This is a genomic window from Methylobacterium sp. C1 (genome assembly GCF_001854385.1).
GTDB classification, from domain to species: domain Bacteria; phylum Pseudomonadota; class Alphaproteobacteria; order Rhizobiales; family Beijerinckiaceae; genus Methylobacterium; species Methylobacterium radiotolerans.
In genome coordinates, this window is the sequence record NZ_CP017640.1 from 3,525,142 (window position 1) to 3,537,109 (window position 11,968).

Annotated in this window: 10 protein-coding genes; 4 read left to right on the forward strand and 6 right to left on the reverse strand. The window is 69.9% G+C overall.

Annotated elements, in window-relative coordinates:
* Window positions 1–90 precede the first annotated feature (90 nt).
* From BKE41_RS16370 to BKE41_RS16380, 3 genes are read right to left on the reverse strand one after another with little or no spacing between them, the layout of a single operon-like run.
* A complete protein-coding gene (locus BKE41_RS16370; protein ID WP_024829533.1) occupies window positions 91–531 on the reverse strand; it encodes an aldolase in 441 nt (146 codons plus the stop codon).
* The gene (locus BKE41_RS16375) at window positions 531–2,336 is read right to left on the reverse strand and encodes a sensor histidine kinase (protein WP_024829532.1); all 1,806 of its coding nucleotides are present in this window, start codon (window positions 2,334–2,336) and stop codon (window positions 531–533) included. The genes BKE41_RS16370 and BKE41_RS16375 overlap by 1 nt, the downstream gene beginning before the upstream one ends.
* 17 nt (window positions 2,337–2,353) lie before the next feature.
* Window positions 2,354–3,064 (reverse strand): response regulator transcription factor, encoded by a 711-nt coding sequence (locus tag BKE41_RS16380; RefSeq protein WP_012320037.1) that lies wholly within the window; start codon window positions 3,062–3,064, stop codon window positions 2,354–2,356.
* A gap of 316 nt (window positions 3,065–3,380) precedes the next feature.
* Here BKE41_RS16380 and BKE41_RS16385 point away from each other — a divergent pair, with 316 nt between their 5' ends.
* From BKE41_RS16385 to lepA, 3 genes are all read left to right on the forward strand, one after another.
* Window positions 3,381–4,166: a DUF2470 domain-containing protein gene (locus tag BKE41_RS16385; protein ID WP_012320038.1), complete on the forward strand. Its 786-nt coding sequence runs from the start codon at window positions 3,381–3,383 to the stop codon at window positions 4,164–4,166.
* Between the two features lie 61 nt (window positions 4,167–4,227).
* Window positions 4,228–4,428 (forward strand): hypothetical protein, encoded by a 201-nt coding sequence (locus BKE41_RS16390; protein WP_010682254.1) that lies wholly within the window; start codon window positions 4,228–4,230, stop codon window positions 4,426–4,428.
* 309 nt (window positions 4,429–4,737) lie between these two features.
* Window positions 4,738–6,540, forward strand: a complete 1,803-nt coding sequence (gene lepA, locus BKE41_RS16395; protein WP_012320039.1) for a translation elongation factor 4 — start codon at window positions 4,738–4,740, stop codon at window positions 6,538–6,540.
* Window positions 6,541–6,644: 104 nt separating this feature from the next.
* On the opposite strand, the gene BKE41_RS16400 is transcribed toward lepA, so the two are convergent.
* From BKE41_RS16400 to BKE41_RS16410, 3 genes are all read right to left on the reverse strand, one after another.
* Window positions 6,645–6,962: a cytochrome c gene (locus BKE41_RS16400; protein WP_012320040.1), complete on the reverse strand. Its 318-nt coding sequence runs from the start codon at window positions 6,960–6,962 to the stop codon at window positions 6,645–6,647.
* Window positions 6,963–7,075: 113 nt separating this feature from the next.
* Window positions 7,076–8,359, reverse strand: coding sequence for a PQQ-dependent sugar dehydrogenase (locus BKE41_RS16405; protein WP_043074025.1), 1,284 nt, complete (start codon window positions 8,357–8,359; stop codon window positions 7,076–7,078).
* A gap of 113 nt (window positions 8,360–8,472) precedes the next feature.
* Entirely contained in the window at window positions 8,473–9,975 is a 1,503-nt protein-coding gene (locus BKE41_RS16410) for an NAD(P)/FAD-dependent oxidoreductase (RefSeq protein ID WP_070999838.1), read from the reverse strand.
* Window positions 9,976–10,180: 205 nt separating this feature from the next.
* Between BKE41_RS16410 and BKE41_RS16415 the strand changes: the two genes are divergently transcribed.
* Window positions 10,181–11,965, forward strand: coding sequence for a hypothetical protein (locus BKE41_RS16415; RefSeq protein ID WP_059408410.1), 1,785 nt, complete (start codon window positions 10,181–10,183; stop codon window positions 11,963–11,965).
* Window positions 11,966–11,968: the final 3 nt, after the last annotated feature.

The window sequence follows — 11,968 nt, forward strand, 5'->3', positions numbered from 1 at the left end:
GACATTCCCACGATCATGCCACGGTCGCCGCGTGTGCGCCATGGGGGATACCAGTCTTGGGCGAATCGAGCCGCCTGTGCGGCTGCGAAGTCACGGCCGCGGTTTTCGCAGCGCCGCACGGACGAGGAGCGGCGCGAGGCCGGCCGCGCGGACGCCTCGGTCGAGGACGAGGCGCGGCACAGCGGCCCCCAGGATGTCGGCGTCGGCCGGCGGATCCGGCAGGCGCGACGCCGTCTCCACCAGATCGACGGCGAGGTGCAGCACCGCCTCCGGCCGTACGTCGAGCCCCAGATCGACCGCCGACAGGATCCCCTGGCCGCGGACCTCCACGCGTCCGTTGAGCGCGGGATGGGCAGCGGCCGTGACCCGCCCGTCGCGAATCGCGCAGACGACCCGATCGTCGGCCACGAAGGCCCCGTCCGGCGCGGCGGCGAGCAGGAGCGCGAGACTGGACTTGCCCGCGCCCGATGGACCGCGAATCAGGATGCCGGCCCCGCGCAGCGCGATGCAGGCGCCGTGCAGGGTGACCATCAGGCGTGGAGCTGCCGCGGCGCCGCCGGCAGGCGCACGACGAACCGGGCGCCGCGCACCGTCGGCTCGCCGTCCTCGTCGGGAGCGCCCGGCCGGTTCTCGGCGCGGATCGTGCCGCGGTGGGCCTGGACGATCTGCCGGGAGATCGACAGGCCGAGGCCCGAGTTCTGGCCGAAGCCCTGCTCCGGCCGGTCGGTGTAGAAGCGCTCGAAGATCCGCTCCAGCGCGTGCTCCGGGATGCCCGGACCCTCGTCCTCGCAGATCATCTCGACCTCGCCGCGCACCCGGCGCAGCACGACCCGGACCTTCGCGTCGGTCGGTGAGAATGACCTGGCATTGTCGAGCAGGTTGTTGACCACCTGCCCGAGCCGGCTGTCGTGGCCGATGATCGTGAACGGCGCGTCCTGCTCGGAGCCCGTCGCCTCGACGTCGAGCTGGATCAGGCAATCCTTGGGGCGCCGCCGCTCGTTGGCGACCGACACGACCGTGGTGAGCAGCCGCCGGAGATCGACCCGGCGCGCTTCGGCGCGCGCCAGCTCCGCGTCGAGGCGCGAGGCGTCGGCGATGTCGCTGATCAGGCGGTCGAGGCGCTTCACGTCGTGCTGGATGATCGCCATCAGCCGGCCGCGGGACTCGTCGTTCCGGGCGAGCGGCAGCGTCTCCACCGCGCTGCGAAGCGAGGTCAGCGGGTTCTTCAGCTCGTGGCTGACATCCGCCGCGAAGCTCTCGATGGCGTCGATCCGCCGGTAGAGGGCCTGTGTCATGTCCCGGAGGGCGCCGGACAGGTGGCCGATCTCGTCGGTGCGCTCGGTGAAGTCCGGGATCTCCTCGCGGGTCTTGATGCCCATGCGGACCTTCTCGGCGGCCTCCGCGAGGCGGCGCACCGGTCCCGCGATCGCGCCCGCCAGCAGGAACGACAGCACCACCATCACCGCCGACGCGACGAGGAACACCTGGAGCAGGCCGAACCGCTCCGAGGCGATGACACGGTCGATTGCGTCGCCCTGGGTCGAGATCAGCAGGGCGCCGCGGACCGAGCCGGCCCGGTGAATCGGCACCGCCACCGAGACGGTGGTCTCGCCGAGCTTGTTCCGGCGGACGAGGCTGCCGCGATTGCCACCGAGCGCCGCCTGGACCTCGCGCAGCGAGTGGCCGTTCACCGGCCCGGTCTCCTCGGCGGTCTCGGTCCGGCTGCGGAACAGGCCGCCGAGCTTGGACTGGATCGCCTCGAAGGCGGATTCGAGCATCCCGGGCTTGTGGGGCTTCGGCTCCAACGGGTCGGGCCGGCTGGCATCGCCGCGCTTGAACAGGGTGCGGGTGTCGAACAGGAGGCCGCCCTCCTGGTCGTAGACACGGGCGCGGTTGCCCGTCGGCGTCACGAGCCGCGACAGGAGCGGCGCCACCTTCTCGGGGTTGAGCGAGAAGGCGAGCGGCTGCGATTCCTCCTCCGCCGCCTCGCCGGCCTGCTGCTGCAGCAGCTTGTCGGGGTCGATGCGGATCGTGTCGGTGTCCACGGACGCCGAGGCGGCGATCGCCCCAGCGATGATCTCGCCCTGGATGGCGAGACTCTGGATCCGGGCCTGGATCAGGCCCTGGCGAAACTGATTGAGGTACAGGAATCCGACGAGGAGCGCGATCAACCCGACGAGATTGAGGACGACGATGCGGCGCGTCAGGCTCGACGAGGCGCGCTGGCCGATCGCCTCCCACACGGCGCGGGGCCAGCCGAGCGGTCGGGACAGGGTCTGGGCCAGGGAGGCGCGGGGCGCGGCATCCTCGGTCTGGGTCTGAGTACGGACGGTCACGGGGCGGATCCTGGAGATCACGCCTCCTTGAATCGATAGCCGACGCCGTAGAGCGTCTCGATCATGTCGAAGCTCTGGTCTGTGACCTTGAACTTCTTCCGCAACCGCTTGATGTGGCTGTCGATCGTCCGGTCATCGACGTAGACCTGATCGTCGTAGGCGGCATCCATGAGGGCGTTGCGGCTCTTCACCACGCCGGGGCGCTGCGCGAGGGCCTGGAGAATCAGGAACTCCGTGACCGTCAGGGTCACCGGCTCGCCCTTCCACGTGCAGGTGTGCCGCTCGGGATCCATCATCAGCGCGCCGCGCTCGAGCGACCGGGCCGCGACCTCGGCCTCGCCGCGGGGCGTGCCGCCGGGGGCCTCCTTGGCGAAGCGCCGGAGCACCGCCTTCACCCGCTCCACCAGCAGGCGCTGCGAGAACGGCTTATGGATGAAGTCGTCCGCGCCCATCTTGAGGCCGAACAGCTCGTCGATCTCCTCGTCCTTCGACGTCAGAAAGATCACGGGAAGGTCCGATTTCTGCCGCAGGCGTCGGAGAAGCTCCATCCCGTCCATGCGCGGCATCTTGATATCGAAGATCGCGAGATCGGGCGGGGAATGGCGCAGACCGTCCAGCGCGGAGGCGCCGTCCGTGTAGGTCTGAATGCGGTAGCCTTCGGTCTCAAGCGCGATCGACACAGAGGTGAGGATGTTCCGGTCGTCGTCGACGAGGGCGATGGTCGGCATGCGCGGTCCCTGACTGAACGGGCTCAGGCGCGGTCCCGGCTCTTCGCACAGGCCGCGCCACGTCCCGGCCCCGAGGGGGCAGACAAAAACGCGAACCGGGCAGTTTGGGCGCAACCCGGCACGCGCAAAGGGACAGGTGCTTTAGTACGGCCGATCGGAAAAAGCGAGCGGCGGTCATAGCTTGGCCGTAACACCGGCGCCCATCGCTCCTCCTCCGGCCCATCTGACGCGGTCGCGGCGCCTCGCGCCGCCCCCGTTGCGCCGCTAACGTGGCGGCGAAACCGGGCGGCCGCTCGGGTGGGGGGAGGAATCGCGCATGGGCGAGACGATCGACACGGGTCCGGGTGCGGGCGGACCGGCCCGTCCGCTGCCGGCCGAGGCGGCCCCGTTCGACGCGATCGGCCTGTCGCGCACGCTCCTGCGCAGCGTCCGGTCCGGGGCGCTCGCGACCCTCGACCCGGACGGGACGCCCTTCGCCTCCCTCGTCACGACCGCCACCGACGCGGACGGCACGCCGCTGATGCTGCTGTCGCGGCTGTCGGCCCACACCCGCAACCTGCTGGCCGACCCGCGCTGCTCGCTGCTGTTCTCGCAGGGTGGCAAGGGCGATCCCCTCGCCCATCCCCGGCTGACCGTGGTGGGCCGCGCCGTCCAGACCGTCGAGGCGCGGGCGCGGGAGCGGTTCCTGGCTCGCCACCCCAAGGCCAAGCTCTACGCCGACTTCCCGGATTTCGGCTTCTTCGCCCTGGCGCCCGAGGCCGGCCACCTCAACGGCGGCTTCGCCAAGGCCGCGACCCTGACCCGCGACCAGCTCCTCCTCGACCTCTCGGACGCGCAGGCCATCGTGGCGGGCGAGCGCGGCGCGGTCGAGCACATGAACGCCGATCACGCGGACGCGCTGGCGCTCTACGCCGCCGGCGCCGGCGGCGCAGCCGATCTGCCCTGGCGGCTCACCGGCCTGGACCCCGAGGGCATGGACCTGATGGCCGCCGACCGCACCGTGCGGGTCCCCTATCCGGAGCGCGTCACCGACATGGGTGCGCTGCGCAAAAGCCTCGTTGCCATGGCCGCGCGGGCGCGCGCGACCGGTGCGGACGCGTAAACGCGCAAGGACTTGCCGATCAGGCATGGCGAAAGGTCGCTGACCGCCCCATATCGGCCCCATGAGCGATACCCAGACAGATACCTACCCCTTCAGCCTCGACGTGGAGCCGGTCGGCGAGAGCGGCTCCCTGTTCCAGTGGAGCATCCGCAAGCACGGCAAGCTGCACCAGCGTTCGGACCGGAAGCATCCGACCGAGGCCAAGGCGCGCTCCCACGGCGAGGCCGAGATCGAGCGACTGATCCGCGACCGCGGTCGCTGAGCCAGATCGCTCCTCGGCGCCAGACACGATCGTGACCCGGGGGCCGGCCCGTTCCGGCCCCCGTTGCTTTTATGTCGCCGCCGGGAGGACCCGCCGGCGGCGCAGGCCTGTCACCGACAGTGTTCCGGGTCCTGCCCGCGGTGCCGAATGCCGCCGCCGGTGCTTCGCGTCGGGCTGCGCGTCCGCCCGGGCGCTCAGGCCGCGCTTGGCGCCTCCCCGCCGCGCTGCTATCTCGCGCGGGAGCCGCTTTATCCGAACACGTCCCGACGTCAGACGGTGCGCGCCGGCGCGCGCCCCAACGGAATGCCGATGACAGCCCCGATCGACACCATCCGCAACTTCTCGATCGTCGCGCATATCGACCACGGCAAATCGACCTTGGCCGACCGGCTGATCCAGGCCACCGGGACCGTGGCCTTGCGGGACATGTCCGAGCAGATGCTCGACTCGATGGACATCGAGAAGGAGCGCGGCATCACCATCAAGGCGCAGACCGTGCGCCTGGAGTACAAGGCGCAGGACGGCAAGGACTACGTCCTGAACCTGATGGACACGCCCGGCCACGTGGACTTCGCCTACGAGGTCTCGCGCTCGCTCGCCGCCTGCGAGGGCTCGCTGCTGGTGGTCGACGCCTCCCAGGGTGTCGAGGCGCAGACGCTCGCCAACGTCTACCAGGCGCTCGACGCCAATCACGAGATCGTCCCGGTCCTCAACAAGGTCGATCTGCCGGCCGCCGAGCCAGACCGGGTGAAGGAGCAGATCGAGGAGGTGATCGGCCTCGACGCTTCCGACGCCGTGCCGATCTCGGCCAAGACCGGCCTCAACATCGAGGCGGTGCTGGAGGCGATCGTCACGCGCCTGCCGCCGCCGAAGGGCAACCGCGACGCGCCCCTGAAGGCGCTCCTCGTGGACAGCTGGTACGACGCCTATCTCGGCGTCGTGGTGCTGGTGCGGATCATCGACGGCACCCTCAAGAAGGGCATGACCATCCGCATGATGGGCGCCGACGCGGTCTACGGCGTCGACCGGATCGGCGTGTTCCGGCCGAAGATGGCCGACATCGATGCGCTGGGCCCGGGCGAGGTCGGCTTCTTCACCGGCTCGATCAAGGAGGTGGCCGACACCCGCGTCGGCGACACGATCACCGAGGACAAGCGCCAAACCACCGAGATGCTGCCGGGCTTCAAGGAAGTTCAGGCAGTGGTGTTCTGCGGCCTGTTCCCCGTGGACGCGGCAGAGTTCGAGAACCTGCGCTCGGCCATGGGCAAGCTCCGGCTCAACGACGCTTCGTTCTCGTACGAGATGGAGAGTTCGGCCGCGCTCGGCTTCGGCTTCCGCTGCGGCTTCCTCGGGCTCCTGCACTTGGAGATCATCCAGGAGCGGCTGGAGCGCGAATTCAACCTCGACCTGATCTCCACGGCGCCGTCGGTGGTCTACCGGCTCAAGATGCGCGACGGCGAGATCAAGGAGTTGCACAATCCGGCCGACATGCCGGACGTCATGAAGATCGAGACGGTCGAGGAGCCCTGGATCCGCGCCACGATCCTGACGCCGGACGAGTATCTCGGCGGCGTGCTCAAGCTCTGCCAAGACCGGCGCGGCGTCCAGATCGACCTCAATTACGTCGGCAAGCGCGCCATGGTCGTCTACGACCTGCCGCTGAACGAGGTGGTGTTCGACTTCTACGACCGGCTCAAGTCGATCTCGAAGGGCTACGCCTCCTTCGACTACCACGTGTCGGACTACCGCGAGGGCGACCTCGTGAAGATGTCGATCCTGGTGAATGCCGAGCCGGTGGACGCCCTCTCGATGCTGGTCCACCGCACCCGCGCCGAGTCGCGCGGCCGGGCCATGTGCGAGAAGCTGAAGGACCTGATCCCGCGCCACCTGTTCCAGATTCCCGTCCAGGCGGCGATCGGCGGCAAGATCATCGCCCGCGAGACGATCAAGGCCCTGTCGAAGGACGTCACCGCCAAGTGCTACGGCGGCGACATCTCGCGCAAGCGCAAGCTTCTCGACAAGCAGAAGGAAGGCAAGAAGAAGATGCGCCAGTTCGGGCGCGTCGAGATCCCCCAGGAGGCGTTCATCGCCGCCCTGAAGATGGACGATTGATCCGCGGCGTCGCCAGCGGAGCGAAGCGATCCAGGCTAGCGCGACGTCGGTTTGCTTGGCGCAACCGGATCGCTTCGCTCCGCTCGCAGTGACGGGGGTGCCGCCTAGCCCGGCGGCAGCACGTCGATCTGGATGCCGGAATAGTACGCCGCCAGGTTGGCGATATCGGCGTCCGACAGCTCCTTCGCGACCACGTTCATGATCTCGTTCTGCCGCTTGCCGTCGCGGTACTCGGTGAGTGCCTTCACGAGGTAGGGCTCGACCTGCCCGGCGAGGTTCGGCGCCTCCGGCAGCTTCGAGAGCCCGTCCATCCCATGACAGGTCTGGCAGGCGGTCGCCCGCTTCTTGCCCGCGGTCGCGTCGCCGGCCTGCGCCGAGAGCGGAACGAGGGTGGCGGTCAGGACGAGAAGCAAACGGATCATCGGGCGAGCTCGAACTCTGGGATCAGTGAAGACTTGCCCGCTCGCGTCGGAACGGGACGCGCGCGCCCTCGACCTGGCGCCTCACGAGCGGAGAGGCGCCAGGTCACAAGAGGCTACTTCTCGTAGGAGATCCGGTAGATCGCCCCGGCGGAATCGTCCGAGACGAGCAGCGAGCCGTCGAGCATCACCGCCACGTCCACCGGGCGGCCGAGATACTCGCCGTCGCCGGTGAGCCACCCTTCTGCGAACGGCTTGACCGACTCGACCTTCCCGTCGGCGCCGAGCTTGGCGAACATCACCCGGGCGCCCACCGGCTCGGTGCGGTTCCACGAGCCGTGCTCGGCGATGAAGATCCCGCCCTTGTACGACGCCGGGAACTGCTTGCCGTTGTAGAAGGTCATGCCGAGATCGGCCGCGTGCGGCGGCAGCTCGGCCTGCGGAGCGACGGCGTCGGTCGGCGGGGTCTGATCCTTGTACTCGACCGTGCGGACCGAGCCGCCGCCGAACCACGGGAAGCCGAAATTCTCGCCCGCCTTGGTGGAGCGGTTCAGCTCGCCCGGCGGCTTGTCGTCGCCCATGCCGTCGACCTGGTTGTCGGTGAACCACAGCGACTTGTCGGTGTTGAAGTCCATCCCGACCGAGTTGCGGATGCCGGTCGCGTAGACCTCGCGGTTCTTGCCGTCGGCGTCGATGCGGATGATGCCGCCGATACCGGTCTTCTTGTAGAGGTCCATCTTCTCGGCGGGCGGCACGTTGTAGGGCTGGCCGAGCGCGATGTAGGTCTTGCCATCCGGCCCGACCCGGCAGACCCGGGCGGTGTGGTTGAAGCTCTCCTCGGAGGCCGGGATCAGCTGGCCCTGCTTGACCAGCACGCCGGCGGCGACGTCCGGGTTCTCGTAGAAGAACTCGGCGGCCGGGAAGGCCAGGACGCGGTTCTGCTCGACCACGGTGAGCACGCCGTCCTTCGAGAAGCAGACGCCGTTCGGGATCTTGAACGTGATGCCCGGCGCGAAGGGGCGGACCTCGTCGGCGACCCGGTCCTTGTCGCGGTCGGTGACCGTGTAGATCTTGCTCTTGCGCGTGCCGACGAACAGCACCCCGGCATTGGGGCCGACCGCGATGGCGCGGGCGTCCGGTACCACGGCGTAGAGATCGATCTTGAAGCCCTCCGGCAGCTTGATCTTCGACAGGGTCTTGCGGATCGCGTCGGCGCGGCGGCCGGTCTGCGGGATCTCCGCGGCGGCCTGGGTGTCGGTGCTGTGGAAGCCCTCGAGCTTCTCGAGGTCGTCGGTCTTCGCCTTGGTCTCGGCAGGGGCGGCGCCCTGCGCCAGGACGGGGAGCACCGCCGCCGGCAGGGCCACGCCCGCGAAGAGCGCGGCGAGAAGCAGAGATCGCATCGAAAGAATCCTCCCGGCAGCCCTTGGACCAGGGCATTACCGGGAGGGAACGATAGAGGCGCGGGATGGACCGGCAAGCCGCGCCGGTGACGCGGCCGGGGCGCTGTCGCGCGTCAGGCCACCTTGCGCGGCACGAGGCGCTCGCTGCCCAGGGCGAGGTCGGAGCCCGACACGCCGGACTCGGTGTACTCGGCGTCCTCGTTCACCCGCCAGACATCGTGCCGGCGCCGGCCGCAGAGGATGTTCTCCACGGTCAGCATCGCGGTCATCATCGCGTGGTCCTGGTTGTTGTACTTGTGCATGCCATTGCGGCCCACGAGGTGCAGGCTCGGGAAATCCCGCTCCAGCTCCCGCCGCACGGTGACCACGTGGCCGGCATACTCCTCGTCGTAGACCGGGTAGGCCTTCGGCTGGCGGACCACGCAGGCATCGACGACGTCGGCCGGGTCGATCAGGCCGATCTGCCCGATCTCGCGCTTGGCGAGCTCCACCAGCTCGGAATCGTCGGCGTTCCACAAGCCGTCGCCCTCGAAGCAGAAATACTCCAGACCCAGGCAGGTGTGGTCCGCGTCCGGCACCATCTCGGGCGACCAGGAGCGGAAGTTCTGCACGCGACCGACCTTCACCGACGGGTCGTGGATGTAGATCCAGTTGTCCGGGAAGTTCTTGTCGGACTTGGCGATGAGCGCCACCGTCAGGAAGTCGCGGTACTTCAGCGCCCGGGCGTTGAAGGTGCTGAGCGGCCGCGGGCGGATCGCGTCGACCAGCTCGCGGACCGGCGCGGACGAGACGACGTTGCGGGCGGTGAAGGTCTCGCGGCTGCCGTCCGAGCGGCGGGCCGCCACCGTCCAGATGCCGGTGTGGGCATCGTAGCTGAGGGAGTCGACGCTGCGGTCGAGCTTCAGCTGACCGCCCTGGGCGCGGATCTTGGCGGCCGCCGCCTCCCACATCATGCCGGGGCCGCGGCGCGGATAGCGGAACGACTCGATGAGCGTCTTGATGACCGGACCGCCGGCCTTCGGCGCCTTGCGCAGGCCCAGCGACCGCTTGATGCCGTCGCGGATCGCCGCACCGAGGTCGAGCCCCTTGATGCGCTGGGCCGCCCAGTCGGCCGAGATCGCGTCGCACGACATGCCCCACACCTTCTCGGTGTAGGTCTTGAAGAAGATCGAGAACAGGCGCTCGCCGAACTGGTTGCGGACCCAGGCGTGGAAGGTCTTGGGCTCCGCGACCGGCCGCAGGCGGGCGTAGAGGTAGGAGGCGACGCAGGCCGCGCTGGTGAGGACGCCCAGGTTGCGCAGCGCCTCGAAGGCCTTGAGCGGGTAGGCGTAGTACCGGCCGCGATAGTAGATCCGCGACAGGCGCGGGCGCTCGATGAAGTCGTCGGGGAGGATCTCGTCCCAGAGATCGACCACGGCCTGGGACTTCGAGAAGAACCGGTGGCCGCCGATATCGAACAGGTAGCCGTTGTGCGAGACGGTGCGCGAGATCCCGCCCACCTGCGCCGGATCGCGCTCCAGGACGGTGACGGAGCGGCCCTTCTTCGACAGCAGGTAGGCGGCGGTCAGACCCGCGGGCCCCGCGCCGATCACCAGCGTCTCGGTGTGGTGGCTCATCCCATGCTCCGGCGATTGGTGCGGCGCGCGACGCGCAGGACGCCGACCGGTCGCCAGCATGCCCGGTCGTGGTTAAGGAATCGCTGGCGCCGGCGGGGCAGACCGGCGGCTGGACCGCCCGTCCGCCTCCCTTTGACCGCGCGTTAAGCCGAATTGCGCGAGCATGCCGGCGCGGGCATCGACCGCACGTCCGGGTGATCCAACCATGCCGGCTCCGGCGCTCCCTCTCTCCCGACCGCGCGGGCGGATCGAGGCCCGCACGCTGCTGTGGGTCCTCGCCGGCCTCTGCATCGCGACGATGAACGCCCCCCACGCGGTGTGGGAGACGATCCACCACCTGCGCGTCCCGGATACCGACGACGCCATGCGCCTCGTTGAAGTCCGCGACCTGCTGGCCGGCCAGGGCTGGTACGACAACGTCCAGTACCGCTTCCTGCCTCCGGGCGGCGTGCCGGGCCACTGGTCGCGCCTCGTCGACGCGCCCATCGCCGGCCTGATCCTGGTGCTCACGCCCCTGACGGGCCCCGCGCTCGCCGAGGGCCTGACGGCCGCACTCTGGCCGATGCTGCTCTTCGGGCTCTACGGCTGGCTGCTGTATCGCGGAGTCCGGCACAGCTTCGGCAGCGAGGCCGCACTCCTGGCCGTGATCGCGGCCACGCAGACTTTCGGTGTGACGATCCAGTTCCAGGCGGGGCGGGTCGATCATCACAACCTGCAGATCCTCTCGATCCTCGGTCTCGCCTTCTGCATGATCCGCGGGGGTTTGCGACCCGGCCTGATCGGCGGGATCCTGGCGGCGGGCTCGCTGGCGATCGGCCTCGAGGGCCTGCCCTTCGTCGCGCTGGCGGCCCTCTTTCTCACGGGTGAGTGGTGCCTGCGCGGACGCTCGGCCCTGCCGTCGCTGGCGGGCTTCGGCCTGGGCCTCGGCCTGGCCGCGCCCGTGCTGTTCGCCCTCCAGACGGCCCCCTCGCAGTGGGGGGGCACCCATTGCGACGCGCTCTCGCCGCCCTGGCTCTGGCTCACCCTGGGCGGCCTCGGCCTCGTCGCCGCAGCCGCCGCCGCGGGCGAGCGCCTCGCGACCGTATCGGCGCGCCTCACCCTGGCGGGAATGGCGGGGACCATCCTGCTGGCCGGGTTCGCCGCCGCCTTCCCGTCCTGCCTCGACGGCCCGTTCCCCGACATGCCGGCCCTGGTGAGGATCCACTGGCTGCTCACGGTCAACGAGATGGCGCCGTTGGCAAAGTTCGTGGCCCGCGGCCAGTGGGAAGCGCTGGTCTTCTACCCCGTGGTGTTCCTCGCGGCGCTCACGGCCACCGGGATGGCGTGGCGCGGGCCCGACCGCCGGGCCTGGTCGGTGGTCGCGCTGTTCCTGTGGCCGGGACTGATCCTCGGCATCGCGCAGTTCCGCGGATTGTACATCGTCTCCGGCTTCGTGCCGCTGGTGGCGGGGGTAATCCTCGATCGAGCGCTGGCGCGGAAAGCCCTGCCGGCCGGGGAACGGCGCTGGCCCGCCGCGCTCCTCGGGGCCGCGATGATCAGCAGCCTCTGGATGATCCCCGCGCTCCTGGCGGAGATCCTGGCGCCCGGCCTGCGCACCGCGCCCGACGCGGCCGAGACCACCGCCTGCCTCGACGACGCCGCCGTCCGCCCCCTGGCGCGCCTGCCGGAAGGCACCGTGCTCGCACCGATCTTCATGGGGCCGTCGATCCTTCTCCGGACCCCGCACAGCATCGTCGCCGCGCCCTATCACCGCGCCATTCCCGGCCTCACGGCGGCCATCGTGGGATTGGGCGGCACAGAGGCCGACCTCGACCGGGTGCTCACGGCGTTCCACGTTCGCTACCTCGTGGCCTGCCCGGCACGGCCGGCCGAGAATCTGCAGGCGGAGACGGCTTACGCCACGCGACTCGCCGAGGGCGCGGCCCGGAGCGCGCGCCTCTTGCCGCTGGACGTGCCCGGCCCGCTCAAGGCCTGGCGCGTGGTGCCCTGACGA

Coding starts and splice junctions, on each gene's coding strand:
- BKE41_RS16400 (WP_012320040.1), bottom strand. CDS start 6,962: ATGATCCGTTTGCTTCTCGTCCTGACCGCCACCCTCGTTCCGCTCTCG.
- lepA (WP_012320039.1), top strand. CDS start 4,738: ATGACAGCCCCGATCGACACCATCCGCAACTTCTCGATCGTCGCGCAT.
- BKE41_RS16370 (WP_024829533.1), bottom strand. CDS start 531: ATGGTCACCCTGCACGGCGCCTGCATCGCGCTGCGCGGGGCCGGCATC.
- BKE41_RS16405 (WP_043074025.1), bottom strand. CDS start 8,359: ATGCGATCTCTGCTTCTCGCCGCGCTCTTCGCGGGCGTGGCCCTGCCG.
- BKE41_RS16410 (WP_070999838.1), bottom strand. CDS start 9,975: ATGAGCCACCACACCGAGACGCTGGTGATCGGCGCGGGGCCCGCGGGT.
- BKE41_RS16380 (WP_012320037.1), bottom strand. CDS start 3,064: ATGCCGACCATCGCCCTCGTCGACGACGACCGGAACATCCTCACCTCT.
- BKE41_RS16385 (WP_012320038.1), top strand. CDS start 3,381: ATGGGCGAGACGATCGACACGGGTCCGGGTGCGGGCGGACCGGCCCGT.
- BKE41_RS16390 (WP_010682254.1), top strand. CDS start 4,228: ATGAGCGATACCCAGACAGATACCTACCCCTTCAGCCTCGACGTGGAG.
- BKE41_RS16415 (WP_059408410.1), top strand. CDS start 10,181: ATGCCGGCTCCGGCGCTCCCTCTCTCCCGACCGCGCGGGCGGATCGAG.